The organism is Streptomyces roseirectus (genome assembly GCF_014489635.1).
Taxonomy (GTDB): Bacteria; Actinomycetota; Actinomycetes; order Streptomycetales; family Streptomycetaceae; genus Streptomyces; species Streptomyces roseirectus.
Genome location: NZ_CP060828.1, coordinates 7,055,497 through 7,074,162, shown reverse-complemented (window position 1 = coordinate 7,074,162; position 18,666 = coordinate 7,055,497). Strand labels below are relative to the sequence as shown.

The 18,666-nt window shown below is 74.5% G+C and carries 14 protein-coding genes; 5 read left to right on the top strand and 9 right to left on the bottom strand.

The features are described 5' to 3' along the window. Positions 1-88 precede the first annotated feature (88 nt). Positions 89-1,417, bottom strand: coding sequence for an amidohydrolase (locus tag IAG44_RS30345; protein WP_187750262.1), 1,329 nt, complete (start codon positions 1,415-1,417; stop codon positions 89-91). 127 nt (positions 1,418-1,544) lie between these two features. Here IAG44_RS30345 and IAG44_RS30340 point away from each other — a divergent pair, with 127 nt between their 5' ends. Beyond that, on the top strand, positions 1,545-2,486 hold the full coding sequence (locus IAG44_RS30340; protein ID WP_187750261.1) for an endonuclease/exonuclease/phosphatase family protein: 942 nt from the start codon (positions 1,545-1,547) through the stop codon (positions 2,484-2,486). Positions 2,487-2,499: 13 nt separating this feature from the next. On the opposite strand, the gene IAG44_RS30335 is transcribed toward IAG44_RS30340, so the two are convergent. From IAG44_RS30335 to IAG44_RS30325, 3 genes are all read right to left on the bottom strand, one after another. Beyond that, the gene (locus IAG44_RS30335) at positions 2,500-4,515 is read right to left on the bottom strand and encodes an FUSC family protein (protein ID WP_187750260.1); all 2,016 of its coding nucleotides are present in this window, start codon (positions 4,513-4,515) and stop codon (positions 2,500-2,502) included. Between the two features lie 196 nt (positions 4,516-4,711). Continuing rightward, positions 4,712-5,479 carry a nucleotidyltransferase domain-containing protein gene (locus IAG44_RS30330; RefSeq protein ID WP_187750259.1) on the bottom strand — a complete coding sequence of 256 codons (768 nt, stop codon included), beginning with the start codon at positions 5,477-5,479 and terminating at the stop codon, positions 4,712-4,714. Positions 5,480-5,522: 43 nt separating this feature from the next. After that, entirely contained in the window at positions 5,523-7,433 is a 1,911-nt protein-coding gene (locus tag IAG44_RS30325; RefSeq protein WP_187750258.1) for a toll/interleukin-1 receptor domain-containing protein, read from the bottom strand. A gap of 37 nt (positions 7,434-7,470) precedes the next feature. Between IAG44_RS30325 and IAG44_RS30320 the strand changes: the two genes are divergently transcribed. From IAG44_RS30320 to IAG44_RS30310, 3 genes are all read left to right on the top strand, one after another. Next, the gene (locus IAG44_RS30320; RefSeq protein ID WP_246562183.1) at positions 7,471-8,199 is read left to right on the top strand and encodes a hypothetical protein; all 729 of its coding nucleotides are present in this window, start codon (positions 7,471-7,473) and stop codon (positions 8,197-8,199) included. A gap of 2 nt (positions 8,200-8,201) precedes the next feature. Further along, positions 8,202-11,849: a hypothetical protein gene (locus tag IAG44_RS30315; RefSeq protein ID WP_187750257.1), complete on the top strand. Its 3,648-nt coding sequence runs from the start codon at positions 8,202-8,204 to the stop codon at positions 11,847-11,849. 416 nt (positions 11,850-12,265) lie between these two features. Continuing rightward, complete coding sequence (locus IAG44_RS30310) at positions 12,266-12,667, top strand: RidA family protein (RefSeq protein WP_187750256.1); 402 nt, start codon at positions 12,266-12,268, stop codon at positions 12,665-12,667. Between the two features lie 152 nt (positions 12,668-12,819). Here the strand turns inward: IAG44_RS30310 and IAG44_RS30305 are convergent, their stop codons facing one another. Next, positions 12,820-13,536, bottom strand: a complete 717-nt coding sequence (locus IAG44_RS30305) for an aspartate/glutamate racemase family protein (protein WP_187750255.1) — start codon at positions 13,534-13,536, stop codon at positions 12,820-12,822. 5 nt (positions 13,537-13,541) lie between these two features. Beyond that, a complete protein-coding gene (locus tag IAG44_RS30300) occupies positions 13,542-14,984 on the bottom strand; it encodes an NCS1 family nucleobase:cation symporter-1 (protein WP_187750254.1) in 1,443 nt (480 codons plus the stop codon). 146 nt (positions 14,985-15,130) lie between these two features. Between IAG44_RS30300 and IAG44_RS30295 the strand changes: the two genes are divergently transcribed. Continuing rightward, the gene (locus tag IAG44_RS30295) at positions 15,131-15,826 is read left to right on the top strand and encodes a GntR family transcriptional regulator (protein ID WP_187750253.1); all 696 of its coding nucleotides are present in this window, start codon (positions 15,131-15,133) and stop codon (positions 15,824-15,826) included. Positions 15,827-16,079: 253 nt separating this feature from the next. Here the strand turns inward: IAG44_RS30295 and pip are convergent, their stop codons facing one another. The 3 genes from pip to IAG44_RS30280 form a co-directional block, all read right to left on the bottom strand. Beyond that, positions 16,080-17,030 (bottom strand): prolyl aminopeptidase, encoded by a 951-nt coding sequence (gene pip / locus IAG44_RS30290; protein ID WP_187750252.1) that lies wholly within the window; start codon positions 17,028-17,030, stop codon positions 16,080-16,082. 32 nt (positions 17,031-17,062) lie between these two features. After that, on the bottom strand, positions 17,063-17,872 hold the full coding sequence (locus IAG44_RS30285) for a uracil-DNA glycosylase (RefSeq protein WP_187750251.1): 810 nt from the start codon (positions 17,870-17,872) through the stop codon (positions 17,063-17,065). 73 nt (positions 17,873-17,945) lie between these two features. Then, complete coding sequence (locus IAG44_RS30280; RefSeq protein WP_187750250.1) at positions 17,946-18,635, bottom strand: class I SAM-dependent methyltransferase; 690 nt, start codon at positions 18,633-18,635, stop codon at positions 17,946-17,948. Positions 18,636-18,666: the final 31 nt, after the last annotated feature.

Genomic DNA, 18,666 nt, shown 5'->3' with positions numbered 1-18,666 from the left:
GACGGTCCGTCGGAAGGGGTGACTGCGCACGTGCGCGGAACTCATCGTCGCGGGCGAAGAATTTTTCCGGCCCCCGCGCGGCGGCCCCTCAGATGTCGTACTCCTGGACGCGGCGGCCGTGCCCGCGCTCCTGGAGCGCGGGCAGCCGGGCCGTCAGCTCCTCGACGACGGCCGGGACGTCGACGGTGAGCAGTTCGCGCTCGTGCATGAGGACGCGGCCGTCGACGACCGTCGTGCGGACGTCGGCGGAGCGGGCGCTGTGCACGAGGGTGGCGGCGAGGTCGTGGACGGGCTGGGTGTGGGGTCCGGTGAGGTCGACGAGGATCAGGTCGGCGCGCGTGCCGGGGGCGAGGGTGCCGACGCGGTCGTCCAGGCCGAGCGCCCGCGCACTCTGCGGGCCGGCGTGGTCGAGGGCCTGGCGGGCCGTCAGCCAGCGCGGATCGCCGGTCGTGGACTTCTGGACCAGCGCGGTCAGGGCCATCGCCTCCCAGACGTCCAGGGAGTTGTTGGAGGCCGCTCCGTCCGTCGCGAGCCCCACGGGGACGCCGATCTCGCGCAGTGCGCGCACGGGCGTGGTCGTCGGCCAGGCGAACTTGAGGTACCCGCGCGGGGCGGTGGCGACGGACACGCGCCCTCGCGCGCGGGCGAGGACGGGCAGGTCGCGGTCGAGGATGCCGGTGCCGTGCGCGATCAGGACGTCCGTGTCGAGGATCCCGGTGCGTTCCAGGACGTCGATCGGGGTGACGCCGTGGCGCGCGAGGCTGGTCTCGGTCTGGTCGCGGTTCTCGGCGGCGTGCAGGTGGACGGGCAGGCCGTGTTCTTGGGCGAGGGCGGCGGTGGCGGCGAGGTCGGCCTCGGTGACGGTGTAGGGGGCGTGCGGGGCGAGGGCGGTGGTGATCCGGCCGCCGGCGCCGTCGCGGTGGCGCAGGGCGAACTCCAGGGACTCCGCGCGGCCCCGTGCTCCCTGGGAGGAGAAGAACGCCTGCCCGAGGTGCGCGCGCAGGCCGGTCTCCGTGACGGCGGCGGCGACCTCGTCCATCGCGAAGTAGTGGTCGGCGAAGCAGGTGACGCCCGCGCGGATCATCTCGGCGCAGGCGAGCCTGGCGCCGAGGGCGACGTCGCGCGCGGTGAGGTTGGCCTCCACGGGCCAGACGACGTCGTTGAACCACTCCTCGGTCGGCAGGTCCTCCGCGAGGCCCCGGAAGGCGACCATGGACGCGTGCGTGTGGCAGTTGATCAGCCCGGGGAGGGCGACCTGCCCCCGGGCGTCGATGTGCCGGACGGCGGCGGGCGCGGGTGCGCCGGTGACCGTCTCGATCAGGCCGTCCCGGACGACGAGGGTGGCGCCGTCGCGGAAAGTGAGACCCGGTTCGAGAATCGTGCAGCCCGAGATGACGAGGTCCGCGGATGGGGTCATCCTGACACCGTACGACGGGGTCCTCGGCCTGCGTGAGCCGTGGCGGGCATCACGGTCCCGCACCTGTCGCGGCGGTCTCCCCCGAGCGCACCCTGGGGCCCTGGAAGCGCTCTGGAGGGAGCCCGTCATGCTCCTCGGCACCTGGAACCTGGAAAACCTCTACCGGCCCGGCGGCCCCTTCGGGCCGAAGGACAAGGCCACCTACGACACGAAACTCGCCGACCTGGCCGGGGTGATCAGGGCGCTGGACCCCGGCCTCCTGGGCGTCCAGGAGGTCGGCGATCCCGACGCGCTGGGCGACCTCGTCGACGCGGTGGGCGGCGAGTGGCACACCGCCCTGTCCGAGCATCCCGACGGCCGCGGCATCCGTGTCGGGGTGCTGAGCCGGACGCCCCTGGAGGTCGTCGCGGACGTCGACGCGTTCCCGCACAAGCTGCGGCCCGTGCAGGTCGACGACGCCGGGTCGGCCGTCTCCGCGCCCGGGCGCGGTCTCCTGGCGGTGCGGGCCGGCGGGGTGCTGCTCGCGGTGGCCCACCTGAAGTCGAAGCTCCTGACGTACCCGGGCAACCGTTTCTTCCCGCACGACGAGGGCGAGCGGGCCCGCTACGGCGCGTACGCGCTGTACCGCAGGGCCGCCGAGGCGGTGACGCTGCGCGCCCTGGCGGACGAACTGCTCGCGGGCGACGGGCGCGCGCGTGACGTCGTCGTCCTGGGCGACCTCAACGACGAGGTCCAGGCCGCCACCACGCAGATCCTCCTCGGCCCTCCCGGGTCCGAGATCGGCACGCCCGGCTACAAGGTGCCTGACCAGGGCGACCGGGTCCGCCTGTGGAACGTCGCGCCGCTCATCCCCGCCGACCGCCGCTACTCCCGCGTCAACTCCGGGCGCCGCGAGCTGATCGACCACGTGCTGCTCAGCCACCGTCTGGTGCACCGTGTGACCGAGGCGGGCACCGGGTTGCCGGACGAGGGCGGGGTGCTGCGGCTGCCGTCGGTGGGCGAGGACCCGAGGGAGCGGCGGGACGCGCCGGGGTCGGACCACGCGCCGGTGTGGGTGCGGGTCCCGTAGCGCCCGCGTGCGTTCAGACCGCGCGCGGCAGCCTGATCCGGGCCCTGGGTCCCGGTACGCGGTGCGTGTCGAGCGCGGTGAGGAGTTCGTCGAGCAGTTCGCGGTGCCGGTGGCCGAGGTGCCCGGTGTCGTCGATCTGCACGGCGCTCGCGGTGGTCGTGTCGACGAGCCGTTCGAGGAGGGCGGCGACCTCGTCGGTGCCGGCGGTGTGGCGGGCGAGCGCGGGGTGTTCGGCGGCGGAGAGGGCGATGGCGGTGCGGGCTTCGGCGAGCGTGCGGTACGCCTCACGGCGCAGGGCCCAGCGGGTGGCGCGGTCCCCTCCCGGAGTGCCGGACGCGGCGGAAAGGGGGCTGTGAGGCACCTGAGGGCCACTCTCGCCGCCGTGGAGCCCCGTGTGCACATCTTCCCGCTTCTCGTGCCGCCAAGGCCGCCTGACGCGCTTCTGCGGCTTTTCGCCACGCCCCGGCTCCGCGTGCTCGGTGCCGCTCAGCACGTACGCCAGGTACTCCTGCGCGGCCTCGGTCGCCACCGCGAGCCGCGCCCGCACCTGGCCACCGCGCTCCCCCGGCATCGGGAGGTGGCCGACGACGAGGACGAGGACGCAGGCCACCAGCGTCTCGCCGATGCGCCCCGCGGACGCCTGGGGTTCGCCGCCGACCATGACGAGGGCGAGGACGAGGACGGTGACGACGGCGGTCTGCGCGGCGAAGTGCCGGGTCGCGACGGGGACGAGGGCGCCGCAGACGGCGACGAGGGCGATGAGCCCTTCGGGGCGGGGCAGGAACGCGGCGAAGCCGGCGAAGACGAGCGCCCCGAGGACGGTCCCGGCGGCCCGGCACAGCACGCGCGAGACGAGCGGCCCGAGGTCGGGCTTGACGAGGAAGACGGCGGTGGCCGGCAGCCAGTACCAGTGCGTGTGCTCGCCGTACCAGTGGGAGTGGTGCAGGGCCTGGGCGATGGCCGCGCTGGCGCCGAAGCACAGGGCGACGCGCAGCCCGTACTCCCGCCCGCCGGTGCCGAAGGCGGCCCGCAGCAGGTCGGCGGCGCCGCGCCTGCGCGCGTGCAGGGCGTCGCCGTGGCCCCGGTCGAACGCCTCGGCGGCGTGCAGCAGCGCGTCGTCGAGGGCGCGCAGCGCGGGCGCGGACCGGGAGGGCGCAGGCAGCGGCCCGGTGTGCGTGTTCTCGCGGACGGCGGCGGCGAGGCGCCGGGGCCCTTCGGAGGCCCGTTCGGCGACCGGGTCGCCGGCCCAGGCGAGCGCGGTCGCGGCCTCGGCGAGGGGCAGCGCGGCTGCGTACTGCGCGTGCAGCCGCCGTTCGGCGGAGGAGCTGGCGTAGCGGCGCAGGCGGGGGCCCGCGAGGGCGTCCTGGGCGTGGTCGAGGGCGGCGGTGAGGGCGGCCCGGCGGGTGGTGGCGTCGGGTCCGCCGACGGCGTCCAGGAGGGCTGCGACCGCGTCGTACACGCGGGCGACGGCGTCGCGTTCGCCGTCGAAGCGGAAGTCCCCGGCGAGCGAGCCGGGCGTGGGCAGGGCGAGGCGCAGCAGGAGCAGCCAGCCGGCGCCCGCGAGGTAGGCAAGGGCGCGCTGCCAGCCGCTCTCGTCGACCGGCATCCCCGCGCCGATCGCGGAGGCGACGAGCAGTTGGGTGCCGGCCGCCGAGGCGACGGGCCCGATGGCGCTCATGCCGCCGGCGAGGAGCCCGAGGGCGGTCAGGACGAGGGTGAGGACGACGGGCCCCGCGTGCCCGCCCGCGTAGGTGCCGGTGAGGAGTCCGGCCGCTCCGGCGAGCGCGGGCGTCCCGAGCCGCTGGATAGACGTCCGCCTGCTGCCCGGACGGTCGTTGATCCCGGCGAGCATCGCGGCGATGGCGGCGACGACGCCCAGGGAGGTGCGGTCCAGGGCGACGGCGACCGCCAGCAGCGGGCCCGCCGCGAGCGCCCCGCGCGCGACCGCGGCCCACGGAACCGGGCCGCGTTGCGCGCGCAACGCGTGGGCGAGCCAGGGCGGGAGGGCGACACCGGCGCTTGGGGACACAGGGCTCCTGTCGTGACGGGACGGGTGCCGTCGGGCGACGTCGGCCGGGGCTTCGGGCTGCTCTCCACCGTACGGAACGGGCGGGGCGGCCGCGTTTCGCCGAGGTGAAGCGGAGTGTGATCAGAGGGTTTCTTTATGAACGCAACTCCTGGATTGCCTCCGTGCTTCCCGGCGTGCCCGTTATGGGCGGCGCCCGTCATGGGCGGCGCGCCTCCGTCATCCGTTCCTCGAACAGCGCGCGGGCGCGGTCGATGGCCTCCGCGAGGTCCGTCGTCCCGCTGACGACGGAGTCGACGTCCCGCAGGCCCGCGCGGTCCAGCAGCCGTTTCTCGTTGGTGACCCACTCGCCGCGCGCGGCGAGCACGGCGTGCCCCGTCTGTGCGGCGGCGACGGCGATCGCCCCCAGCGTCTCGGTCCGTCGGCCCGCCGGGGCGTGCGAGGCGCGCGCGTAGTCGAGGGTGGCCCGTGCGGCGTCGTACCAGCGCGCGCTCGCGGCGGTGCGCAGTTTCCCGGGATAGCCGTCCGGGCGGGGCGCCTGGCCGCGCAGCACCTGGTTGATCGCGAGTTCGGCGACGATCAGGTAGGTCGGGATGCCCGCGAGGTGGAACAGCAGCGGCTCGACCCGGTAGTGGCCCTCACGCGCGTGCGCCAGTTCCCGTTCGACGACGTCCAGGTCGCGGTAGTGGACGTCGACGCGTCGCCCTTCGACGTCCAGCCAGCCGCCCCCGTTGAACACTCCCCCGCCCCAGCCGCCGACCTCCGAGACCTCCCCCGGCCAGCCGATCGCCCGCAGGTCCCGCGGGTCGAAGGCGCCCCGGTAGTAGACCGCCAGGTCCCAGTCGCTGTCGGGCCGCGCGGTCCCCTGCGCGCGTGAGCCGCCGAGGGCGACGGCGCGGACCGTGGGGAGCGCGGCGAGCCGGTCGGCGACGGTGTCGAGGAACTGGGCGTCGGTGAGGTGTGGCATGACCGCAGGCTAGGGAGCGGCGGCCCGGTGCCACCACCGGGTTTCAGCCCGCCGCGGCCAGCCCGAACCCGGCGCCGGAGATCCCGCCGAGCCCCCGCACGATCTCCTGCAACGGCTCGCGCAACGCGGCCAGTTCGGCGCGCATGGCCGCGCCCTCGGCCCAGCCGGCCTCGTGGTCGAGCGGGCTGACGGCGTCGGGGCGGGTCGCCTCGTAGGCCGTCAGGCGCGGGTGCCAGGTGGTGGTGAAGGGCCGGATCACCTCGTTGACCAGGCTGTAGGCCAGGCTCTGCACGGTCTGCGCGCCCGCGCCGGGCGCGAGGCCGATGCTGTACGTGTGCAGTGTCGCGCGCGTGAAGTCGATCACCGACTTGAGCGAGGCCAGCGCCTCACGCAGGCTCCCCTGCCCAGGTGCGAGTTCCTGGACGCCGATCCGGGTGACGAGTTCGACCTGGATGTCGAACGCGGCCATCCGCTCGGACTCGCTGGACGCTGCCACAAGGCCCTCCCTCCGGCTGCCGGGAAGACCCAGGGTATCCGGGCCACGACGCCCGCACAGCGCGCGCAGGGCGGCGTGCCTGAGGGCCTCCGTGCGGGCCGGGGCGGGGTCGTGGTGGTGCCAGGCGTGCAGGGTGACGGGGTGCAGGCGCCACGCCTCACGGACGCCGTCGGCGGCGTTCTCCGGGTCCAGCAGGCTGCGTACGGAGAGTTCCGCGACGCCCTGGGCGGCCCGGCGCCTGGCGACCGCCGGGGGCACGCGGTCCACGGCGGCCAGGACGCCGGCGGCGTCCCGCACGGTGAGCGGCAGCGGGTGGAGGGCGGCGGCGCAGCGCAGGACGTCGGTGGCCTCCTCTCCGGCCACGTCCGCGACGACGTCCGCGGTGACGTCGTCCTCGGCCAGGGTGTCGAGGAGTGATCTGCCGCGCGCGTGCAGGTGGTCGTAGAGGGTGCGCGGGTGGTGTCCCGCGCGGATGGCGCGGCCCAGGAGCGCGAGCGCGAGGGGGTGGCCGTCGACCGCTTCCGCGAGGGTGTCCGTGGCGTCGTCCCCGTCGCCGAGCAGCACGCGCGCGTGGGGTGCGTCGAGCGGTTCCAGGTCGACGACGGCGCCCAGGGCGTCGTACGCGCGGCTGCGGAGGGTGAAGAGCGTGTGCCCCAGGGGGTGTGGGGCGGTCATCGCGACGATCTCCTGGACGGTGAGGCGTCCCGTGGGGACACCGTCGACGATCCACAGGAACGGGCGGTCGAAACGGCGGGGGTCGACGTCCAGGGCGCGCGCGGAGGCGTCGTACGCGCGGCCGTCGAGCCAGTGGACGCCGCCGGGGTAGGCGGCCTCGAACCGCAGGGCGTACTCGCGCGCGAGGAGGGTCTTGCCGATGCCGGCCATGCCGCGGATCTGGACGGTCCGCGCGGCGGCGCGACCGGCGGTGAGGGGCGCGGCGTGCGCGTGCAGGGCGGAGTGGACCTGCCACAGCTCCGGCAGGCGCCCCACGAACTCGGGGTGCGGGCCGGGCCGGGAACGCCCCTCGGCGGGCTCCGGCAGCCCCATGGGACCGTCCAGACGGGCGACGTGGGCCCGGACGTCGGCGACGAGCCCCGCGGGGTCCGCCGGGTCCGCGTGCCGGGCGTCGCGCAGCTCCACGGGGTGGATGTGGGCGGCGGCCGGCTCGGGGTTGACGACCATGACCCGGCGCCTCGGGTCGCCCTCGGCAAGGCCCGCGAGGTAGGCGCAGGTCAGCTCCCACTGGCATGCCTCGCGCGCGGGGTAGCCGGCGGAGTAGTACGCCAGCAGGGCCTTCGAGCGGGCGAGTTCACGGCGGATCGTGTCGCTGATGCCCTCGAAGGGGGCGACACCGGTCTCGTCGGTGAACACCCGCAGGCCGCCTTCGCGCAGCGCCCGCGCGAGGGGACGGACCGATTCCACGTCCGCGCGGCTGTAGCTGAGGAAGACGTCCCACACGGCGCCTTACCCTACTGTGGTCACCGGGGAGGCGATCATGGGACACAGACAGCGCAGGCGACGGGGACCGGGCGGACCGTCGCAGATCACGGCAACCCTGTCGATACCGTTCGTGGGCGAGATCTCCGGCACCTGGCAGCCGGCCGACGCGGAGCGCAGCGCGGCCTGGGAGCTGTACCTGGAGCTGGTGACCCGGGTCTCGGTCGAGGACCTGCGTCCCGACGAGGGGTTCCTGCGCGAGGCGCTGACCTCGCTCTACACGTTCTTCGGCACCACGCGTGACATCCTGCGCCGCTACGGGCCCGACGTGGCCCCGCCGCTGGCCCCGGGACACGTCAGCTTCGGCGTCCTCGCGGTGACCGTCCTCAACCGCGTCCTGCGCCCCCTGCTGGCCTCCTGGCACCCCCGCCTGGCCGCCTACGAGTCCCGGCGTCCCGAAGGCCGCGATCCGGTCGACTGGGAGCGTTCCTGGGAGCACGCGGAGGCGCTGCGCGATCAGCTGAACGAGGTGCGCCGTACGCTCGCGTCCCTCGCGCGCACGCTCCAGAAGGTCGCCGACGTCAGCGACCTGATCGACCTTCCGGCGCCCCGCTCCCCAGGATTGGGGCACCCCCCCCCGCAGGTCAGAGGGACAGTGACGGCAGCAGCGACTGAGAGAGCCCCCGGCAGGTTTCCCACCCGCCGGGGGCTTTCCGCTGTGCGCCCCGTACGCGCGAGCGGCTGGGAGTGCCGTACCCGAATGAGTACATTGGCTCACTCTGTGTAGGCATGTACGAGATCGGGGGGCCGATGCGCTCTGAGCGGCGGCGGCGCGCGGAGGTCGTGGGCTACTGGCGGGCCGTGGAGCTGTTCTGCCCGCCCCCGCTGCCGTCCGCGCCCCCGAACGGCTCCCGGGGCTCCACGCGCGAGCGGGTGCAGCGGGTGGACGTCCGTCCCGGAGAGCCGTGGCCACCGCTGCCCTGGCAGGAGGGGCATCCCCTCGCGGACGGGCGGGTCGACGCCGGCCGGGAGGTGTGGCGGCACACCGTGTACGGCGGCGTGTTCCCGCCGGCCGCCGCGCGCGGGGCGCTCGGAGCACACGTCGGTGAGGACCACTCCGGCGTGCGCGGGCAACGGGACGAGACGGCGGTGTTCGCCCTCACCGTGGACGCCGACGGGGTGCTCCTGGACGGGACGGCGGTGCTCTCCACGTGCGCGTGGGCCACCGGACGCGTCCGGCATCCGGGGCCGGGCAGCGGGGCGGGGTGGCTCGACGGGTTCACGGCGACGGAGTCCGCGTGCACCGGGGCGATCGGCAGGCTGAGCCGGCATCACATGCCCTACGCGTGCGTGGACGACGCTCCGGACGGCTGGCGCGCGCTCCTGCTGGACCTCCTCGGCTCGGCGGCGGTCGACGCCCTGGACACGCTGACCGGGGACACCACCGCCGGAACACCGCGGGCCGGGGTGCCGGGACAGCGGGTGGACGAGGCGACGAGCCCCCGGGGCGAGGACGCGCGCCCCCGCGCGGACGCCCTGGCCGTCGTCCCCGCGCGCGACGAGATCCCGCCACCCCGCCTCGCACGCCAAGGCGCCGCCCAGGCCGACGGACCGGCGGCCCACCGGACGGCCGGGGTCGCGCTCGCCCAGAGCCCCGCTCTCGACGTCCGGGAAGGGCCCGCCCGCCCGCTGGAACTCCCCGATCTGATCGCCTTCGCCGCGCACGTGGCCGACCTGTGCGGTGTCGCGGACCTCGTGTCGCCCACGAGCATCCGCGTGCACAGCCGGCGCGTGCGCAGGCGCGCGGACGGCACCCTGCCGGACGCCGAACCGGCGCTCCTGAACAGCCCGTTGGCGCAGGACCTGGAGCGGGTCGCGGCGGCGGACGACCACGGGGCGCCGCTGACGGCGTATCTGACCGCCCCGCAGGACGTCCCCGTGTCCGCGCGGATCGACGTGCGCGAGAACCCGGACGTCGTCCTGGAGGCCGTTGCCCCCGGGTCGACGCCCCTGGGGCGCTGGCCCGCGCCCGCGCGGCAGCCGCTCGTGCTGGGCCAGCAGTTCGCGGTGAACACGGTGCTGGCCGAACTGGCGGACGGTGGAGGGCTGTTCTCCGTGCACGGGCCGCCGGGGACCGGGGCGACGACGATGCTGCGGGACCTGATCGCGGCGGTCGTGGTGGAGCGGGCGACCCGGCTGGCGGCGCTCGCGCGCCCGGCGGACGGGTTCGCGGGACGGGTGGAGTGGCGGCGGGAGGGGGTCGCGCGCGGTGTGGCGCGGCTGCGCCCGGAGCTGACGGGCCACGAGATCGTCGTCGTGTCGTCCGACGACGGCGCCGCGCGGGACATCACCGCCGAACTGTCCGCGCCGGCCGCACTCGGCGAGGAGTGGCACGCCGAGGCGTCGTACTGCGCCGGCCAGGCGGTCTCGCTGCCCGGCGGGGCACCGGTGTGGGGCGCCGTGGCGGCGCCGCTGGGCGACGCGGACGAGCGCCGGGAGTTCCTGGACCGCTGGTGGCGGGGCGAGCGCTCAGAGGGCGACACAGACGCCCCAGCCCCAGCCTCGCTCTCACCCGCGCCCGAGCCCGAGCCCGGCTGGGGTGCCGCCAAGGCCGAGTTCCTGCGGGCCGTGCGCCACGCGCGTGCGCTGCGGGACGACCGCGCGTCGGCCGCCCGCGCGCTGCGGGACCTCGGCCGGCTCGACGCGGGCGTGGCGGACGCGGAGGCGGCCGTCGTCACCGCGCGGGAGAACGAGGCCGACGCCTCGGCCGCGCTGTCCGCCGCACGCGCGGAGCTGCGGCAGGCGACGGCGGCGTACGAGAACGCGCGCGAGCGGGCCGAACGGCACCGTGGGAACCGGCCCGGCGGGCTGCGCGGCGCGCTCGGCACCGGGCGCGTGTTCACGGAGTGGCAGGACGGCGACCGGTGGCTCCAGGGCGAGCTGAACCGCGCGCACCTCGCGCGCGGGGCGGCGCTGAGCGAGGCGATGAGGGCCGAACGCGCGCGGGACGAGGCCGCCGGGCTGTACCGGCACGCGCGTGAGCGGCTGGCGCGGGCCGGGGAGGCGGTCTCGGACGTCCGGGGGCGCGTCGCACGCGCGCGTACCGCGTGGGGTGCGCACGTCCCCGAGGACCATCTCACCGACGCGGAGCGGGAGTTGTCGTCGCCCTGGGCGGACGAGGAGTTCTGCTCGGCGCGGACCCGGGTGTTCCTGGCGGCGCTGAACCTGCACCGCGCGTTCGTCGCGGCCAACGCCCGGACCGTACGGCTGAATCTGCTGCCCCTGGAGGAGGTGCTTGCGGGCGCCGCGCCGCCGGACGTGGCGCTCGCGGTGTGGCAGTCGCTGTTCCTGGCCGTCCCGGTGGTGTCCACCACGTTCGCGTCCTGCGGGCGGCTGTTCGGGCCGCTGGGCGCCGGTTCGCTGGGCTGGGTCCTGGCCGACGGGGCCGGGCAGGCCGTCCCGCAGGCCGCCGTCGGGGCGCTGTGGCGGGCCCGCCGTGCCGTGCTGGTCGGCGATCCGCTCCAGCCGGAGCCCGTCGTCCCGCTGTCGTTGTCCGTGCGCGGGCGGCTGCGCGAGGCGTACGGCGTCGACGGGGCGTGGCTGCCCGCGCGTACGTCCGCGCAGGCGGTGGCGGACCGGGTGAGCGTCCGGGGGACGACCGTGCGCGTGCGGCGGCCGGGTGAGGCGGCCGGGGCCGTGTGGGTGGGTGCTCCGCTGCGGGTGCACCGGCGGTGCGAGCGGACGATGTTCGAGCTGAGCAACGACATCGCGTACGACGGCCTGTTGGTCTACGGGACGCAGGAGCGGCCGTTTCCCGGCGGGCGGCTGTGTCACGCGTGCGTGGGCGCCGGGCGGGACGGGTGCCGGGACTGTGTGTATCCGCTGAGCTGCTGGGTGGACGTGCTGCCGGGCGGGGCGGTCGGGGCGTGGGTGCCGGAGGAGGGCGTCGCGCTGGAGCGGGTGCTGACGCTGCTGCACCGTGAGTGGCGGGTCGGTCTCGACCGGGTGCGGATCCTCAGTCCGTTCCGTGAGGTGGTCTCCGGGTGCGTGCGTACCGTGCGTGAGATGCAGCTGGAGTCGTCGGTGCCGCCGGGGGTGCCGTCCGACGCCCATCGGCGGCAGGTCGCCGCCTTCCTCGCCGAGCACATCGGGACCGTCCGCACCGTGCGGGGTGGGGCGTCCGACGTCGTCGTCCTCGTCCTCGGCACGCACCCGCGTGACGGTGCCCGTGCGCGGGCCTGGGCCGCCGGGAGTCCGAACCTGCTCAACGGCGTCGTCGGCCGGGCCCGGCGGCGGCTCTTCGTCATCGGGCATCAGGAGAGCTGGGGTGCCGAACCGCACTTCGCTCTCCTCACCCGGCTGCCCCGTCATGTCTGGCCTGCGAGCCGTGCGGCGACCGGCGGAGGGGCCGTTGTCAGTGGGGTGCGCTATCAATGAAGTCGTCACGCTGAGTAACGACGACGGGGGATTCGAGATGGCGTCACACGAGGAACGGCTGGTGTCGGTCGCGGGTCTGCGGGCCCGGGGCTGGCCCGGGGAACTGGTCCGGGAGCTGCTGGGAGATCCCGACTCGGGCCGTCTCTACAGCCTCGTACGGGTCGAGGCCGCCGAGCGGGGTGGGCGGTTCAGGGCGGTGCGGCGGGCCGCCCTGCGGCGGTCGGCGGCGGGGCGGGCCGAGGCGCGGCGCAGGCGGCGGGTGGTGCTGGCGCGGAGGGCTCGGGCGGGACGGAGGGGGCGCGTCGGGAACGGTCCGGAGGGGTCGGGTCCGCGGAAGTCGCGTGCGGAGAAATCAGGTGCGGGGAACCAAGCTCCTCCGCAAGATGGGGAGTTCACCCCACCTCCATGGAGCCCCGATGATCCGCCGCGTCACCTCTCCGGACCTCTTCCGCCCGCCCGTCTACTCCCACGCCTCGATCGTCGAGGCCGGCACGAGACTCGCGTTCCTCGCCGGCGCGGTGCCGCTCGACGCCGAGGGGAACCTCGTGGGGGCGGGGGACCCGGTGCGGCAGGCGGAACAGGTTCTCGCCAACCTGGAGGAGCAACTGAGGGCGGCCGGGAGCGACTTGGCGCACGTCGTGGTGACGGACGTGTACGTGGTGAGCACCGAGCCCGGCGTCCTGGCGGAGGTCTGGAAGGTCGTCCAGTCGTCCGGGCTCGCCATCGGCCCGCACTCCTCGACCCTCCTCGGCGTCGCCTGCCTCGGCTATCCGGGCCAGCTGGTGGAGATCACGGCGACGGCGGTGGTACCGGAGTAGGCGCCCGCGCGGGCACGCGCCACCGGAGGCCCGCAACCCCCAGCACCGCCCCCCGTACCGCGCTCACCGCGCCCCACAACTCCCTCCCACAACTCCGACAGCCGCCCCCTGCCCCACGCACCGCCCGCTCCCTCCCCGCAGACGACCAGTCCCTACCCGCCCCTCCCCCACGCCCTGCCCTTCGGGATCGGCTTCGCGTAGCTGCCCGCGCGGCTGGTGCTCAGCCCGAGCGCCACCAGGGACTCGGCCAGTTTGACGGCGGCCCCGACCCCGTCGACGACCGGCATGCCCAGCTTCTCGGCGACGACCTGTTGCAGGCCGGTCATACCGGCGCAGCCGAGGACGAGGACTTCGGCGCCGGCGGCGCGCGCGTGCTCGGCGGCGTTGAGGAAAGCGGCCTCCGTGCGCGCGGGATCGGTGAGTTCGAGGACGCCGAGGCCGGTGGAGACGACGGCGGCGCAGTTGCGGGCGACCCCCGCCAGCTCCAGGCTGTCCTCGATCTGACCGCAGGTGCGCTCCAGGGTCGTGACGACCCCGTAGCGGCGCCCGAGGAGACACGCGAGGTGCGCGGCGGCCTCGGTGATGTCGACGACGGGCACGTCGACGAGTTCACGGACGCCTTCGCGGCCGTGCTCGCCGAACCCGGCCATGACGACGGCGTCGTAGGCAGGCCCGTCGTAGGTGCGCAGGGTGTCGATGACCGCCGCCGCGGAGAGGTAGCTGTCGAGCCAGCCCTCCGCGGACTCGGGCCCCCAGCCGGGGGTGAGACCGTCGACGAGGGTGCCCGGCGCTGCGGCAGCGCGGGCACCCCGGACGATCTCGGCGGTCATCTCCTGCGTGGTGTTGCAGTTGGTGACGACGATCCGCACGTCCGTCAGACCTCCTGGGCCGTGCGCTCGGCGCGGCAGATCGCGGCGTACAGGCCGGCCGCCAGCGCCGTCCCGATGAACCAGGAGTACGGGGCGACGTCGCTGAACGTCTTGACCAGCGCGAGGACGGCGGCGACGGCGGCGGAGGGCAGGAACGCCCACAGGGCCTTGGGGTTGACGCCGTGGCGGTAGTAGTAGCGGGAGCCGGGCGTCGCGTCGAAGAGCTGGTCGACGTCGACCTTGCCGCGCTTGACCCAGTAGTAGTCGACCATGATCACGCCGAACAGCGGGCCGAGGAAGGCGCCGAGGCCGCCGAGGAAGTAGTTGACGACGGTCGGGTTGGAGAAGAGGTTCCAGGGCGTGACGAGCAGCGCCGCGACGGTGCTGATCATGCCGCCGACCTTGAAGGTGATCTTCTGCGGCCACACGTTGGCGAGGTCGTACGCCGGGGAGACGAAGTTGGCGACGATGTTGACGCCCATGGTCGCGATGGCGAAGGTGAGCGCGCCCACGACCAGCGCCCAGGTGTTGCCGACCTTGGCGACCAGTTCGGCGGGGTCGGTGATGGCCTGGCCGTAGACCTCCAGCGAGCCGGCCGTCACGATCACGGAGACGACGACGAAGGCGGTCGAGTTGATCGGCAGGCCCCAGAAGTTGCCGCGGCGGACGGTCCTGTAGTCCGGCGCGAAGCGGGAGAAGTCGCAGAAGTTCAGCATCAGCGTGCCGTACGTGGCGAGGATCAGGCCGATCGCGCCGAACCACTGCCGCCACTGCTCGCCGACGGAGACGGGGTGCGGGGTGGTGGTGAGGGAGATCGTCCAGCCGGCCTTGGAGAGGACCCACACGGCCAGCGCGATCATCACGAGCCAGATCGCCGGGCCGCAGAAGTCCTGGAACTTGCGGACCGCCTCCATGCCCTGGCGGATGATCAGCGCCTGGATCAGCCAGAGGGAGACGAAGGAGACCCAGCCGAGCGCGTCGAGCCCGAGGAAGGAGTGGCGGGTCCAGGACTCCAGGCCGGGCCAGGCCGCGAGGAGCATGACGTTGACGGCGACGGAGGCCAGGTAGGTCTGGATGCCGTACCACATGATCGCGATGACGGCCCTGATCAGCGCGGGGATGTTGGCGCCCCAGACGCCGAAGCTGATCCGGCTGACGACGGGGAACGGCACGCCGTGGCGCTGGCCGATCTTCCCCATCCAGTTCATGCCGACGTAGATGAGCACGAAGCCGACGAGGAGGGCGGTGAAGACCTGCCAGACGTTCATGCCGAGGACCAGCAGGCCCGCCGCGAACGTGTAGTTGCCGAGGTTGTGGACGTCCGACATCCACATCGCGAAGAGGTCGAAGACCTTCCAGTTGCGCTTCTCGGCAGGCGCGAGGTCTTCGTTGACGAGCCGGGGATCGGGGGTGAACGCGGGTGCTTCGGCGCGGTCGGTGAGGGACAAAGGGGCTCCAGGGAGGGCAACTCGGGGACGCGCGGCGTATTTTGGTATACCAAAGTGCGGACATGGTCGCGCTGCCGAGCACCCCTGTCGATATCCCTGCGGTTACAGCCCGGTAAAAGACCCCTCGCGTCGGAGAAAATGGCCCCATGGGCTCCACGACGAAGACCACGCCGAGGGACAGCGCGGGCGGCGAACCCCTCGGCGCGGTCCGTGAACGCGTCCTGGCGACGCTGCGGCAGGACATCATCGCGGGCCGGCTGGCCCCCGGCGACCGGCTGGTCGAACGGGAACTGGCCGAGCGGTTCGGCGTCTCCCGCGTCCCGGTCCGCGAGGCGGTGCGCGCGCTGGTCGCCGAGGGCTTCGTCCACTTCGCGTCCGCGCGCCGCGCCGTCGTCCGCCGGCTCACCCCCGACGACGTGCGGGAACTCTTCGAGCTGCGCGAGGCGTTGGAGGTGTACGCGGCCGGACTCGCCGCGTCCCGTGCGACGCCGGAGGCGCTGGCCGAGCTGCGCGCCCTGCTCGACGAGGCGGCCACGGCGACGAAGGAGGCCGACGCGGAAGCCATCACCGACGTCAACACCCGCTTCCACGACCGCATCCTCGCGCTGGCCGGCAACAGCCTCCTCAGCTCCGTGATGGAACCCGTCGACGGCCGCCTGCGCTGGCTCACCCGCCAGAACGAGGACTGGACCCAGCTCCTCGCCGAACACCAGGACCTCTACGACGCGATCGCCTCCGGCGCCCCCGCCGAGGCCCGCGCCCACGCCCTCACCCACGTCCGCACGAACTACCGCTCCACGGCCCGCAGACTCTTCGGCACGGATGTGAACACGGGGGCGTAGGGGGCGGGGGCGCAGGAAGCAGGGGCGTAGGGGGCGGATTCGGGACGACACCGGGCGCGGGGGGCGGGCTCAGCACGGCGGCGAGGGGCAGATCGCGAGCCCCGTACAGCGCCGGGGCGCCGGGGCGTCGGCACGGGCGCGGCACAACTCCGAGGCACAGGGCGCGAGTTCGAGGTGCGGGGCGCGCGTCCGAGGTGCGGGGCGCGAGTTCCGTACGGCCCGGCTCACCCCACCCCCGCCTCACACCCCAGCCTCACACCCCCGCGTACTTGTCCGTGGCCCCCACCAGCGCGTCCACCATCGTCGTCGGCCCGATCGAATGCCCCACCTCGTCGACGATCACCAACTCGCTGTCGGCCCAGGCGTGATGGAGGCGCCAGACGACGCCCGTGAGGTTGCCGAGGTCGAGGCTGCCCTGGACGAGGGTGCCGGGGATGCCGACGAGCAGGGGGGCGTCACGGAGAACGGCGTCGGTCTCCATGAAGTGGTCGTTGCCGAAGTAGTGGGTGACCGTACGGGCGAAGCCCATGCGGAACCTCGCGTCCTCGTACCGCTCGACGGAACGCGGCGGGGCCGGGGCCATCGCCGTCTCCCAGTCGGTCCAGGCGCGCGCGGCCCGCTCCCGTACCCCGGGGTCGGGGGATTCGAGGAGGCGGTTGTAGGCGACGGCGAGGTTGCCCTCGCGGTCGTCCTCGGGCAGGCCCGCCAGGAACTCCGCGAACGCCTCGGGGAAGATCCGCCCGAGCCCCCGCGTGAGCAGCGCCACCTCCGCGTCGGAGCCGGTGGCCACGCAGGTCAGCACCAGCTCGGAGACCACGCCGGGGCACGTCTGCGCGTACCGCAGCCCCAGCACCGACCCCCACGACACGCCCCACACCAGCCACCGCTCGACCCCCAACTCCCGGCGCAGCAGCTCCAGGTCGCCGATCAGCCGCTCGGTGGTGTTGACGCTCATGTCGGTGCCGTACTCACTCGCGTGCGGGGTGGAGCGCCCGCAACCGCGCTGGTCCAGGAGGACGATCCGGTACCTCTCGGGGTCGAACAACCGCCGGAAGTAGGGGCCGCATCCGCTCCCCGGCCCGCCGTGCAGCACCACCGCCGGTTTCCCCCGGGGGTTCCCGCACGTCTCCCAGTACACGTGGTTGCCGTCCCCGACGTCGAGCATGCCGTGGTCGTACGGTTCGGTCTCCGGATAAAGTCCCATCCCCGCACCGTAAGTTCCGGACGCCGCCTCCCTCACCTCATTTCGGTCCGGAGCCCGGCCGCCTGCGCGGCTGTCACCAGCACCTCCCGCAGCATCTCCGGCGTGAGCTTGCCGGTGAAGGTGTTGCGCTGGCTGACATGGAAGCAGCCGAACACGTCCAGCCCGGCCAGCCGCACCCGCGCCCCGTGCCCGAACGCCGGCCGAGGTCTCGGCACCTCCCACCCGGCCGCCCCCAGCGCCGGCCACACCGCCTGCCAGCCGAACGCCCCCAGCACGACCATCGCCCGCAGCCCCGGCCGCAACACCCTCAGCTCCTCCACCAGCCAGGGCCTGCACGCGTCCCGCTCCCCCGGCGTCGGCTTGTTCTCGGGCGGCGCGCAGTGCACGGGCGCGGTGATCCGGACGCCGTACAGCTCAAGCCCGTCCCCGGCCCGCACCGACTCCGGCTGCGAGGCGAGCCCCACGTCGTACAGGGCCCGGTACAGGACGTCCCCCGACCGGTCCCCGGTGAACATCCGCCCCGTCCGGTTGCCCCCGTACGCGGCGGGCGCCAGTCCGACGATCACGAGCCGCGCGTCCGCCGCACCGAACCCGGGCACCGCCCGCCCCCAGTACTCCCACTCCGCGAACGCCGCCCGTTTGACCCGCGCCACCTCCTCCCGCCACTCCACGAGCCGGGGACAGAGCCGACAGCCGGCGACACGCGTGTCGAGATCGACGAGGGCCTGCGCGGCGGCGTCGGAGGCAGCAGAGGCGACGGACTCGGTGGACGCCGACAGCTCAGCGTCTCTTCCCTTACGGCCGCCCCGCGCACTCACACCCTCCTGCTCCACTACCGCCATCCCTCCACCGTAGAACTCCGGCCCCAGCCCTGCCGCTCGCACCTCCGTCCCCCCTCGCCCTCCCGCACCACCCCTACACCACCCCCGCCCGCACCCACGTCCCGTCCTCGGTCAGCACCTCCTCCACTCTCAGCCCGGCCTCCGCCAGCGCCTCCTCGAACTGCTCCTCGCCGAACGGCCGCGCCAAGAACGTCTGCGTCCACACCGCGTCCGGGAAGTCGTACTCGACGTGTACCGAGCGGACCCCGTCCCCGACCGGCGTCGAGGCGCGGATGTGGATGGTGAAGCCGCTGGGATCGACCCGCTGCCGGGGCACGTTCGTGTGGTAGTCGGCGCCCTCCCGCTGGATCAGGACGCTGCCGCCCGGCGCGAGATGGCGGACGCAGGTCCGCAGCATCCCGCGCCGCACCTCCGCGTCCCCCGCGTGCACCAGGAACGAGGCGAGCAGCACCACGTCGTACGTCTCACCCAGGTCCAGTTCCTCGATGGGGCTCAGGACCGTACGCGCCCCGCGCACCCGCTCCAGCATCTCCGCCGACTCGTCGACCGCGGTGACCTGGAACCCCCGCTCCAGCAGCGGGTGCGTCATCCGCCCCACGCCGCAGCCCAGTTCCAGGATCCGCGCGCCGGCGGGGACCGCGCCCGCGATCACGTCGGGCTCCGGCCCCGCCGGCAGCCGTGAGTACAGCTCCACCGCACAGCCGTCCGGCGTGATCGCGCCGGGCCCCGTGCCCTCGTATCCCTCTCGCATCCTCATCTCCATGCCCCTCCAACTCCCCGCCTCCACACACCAG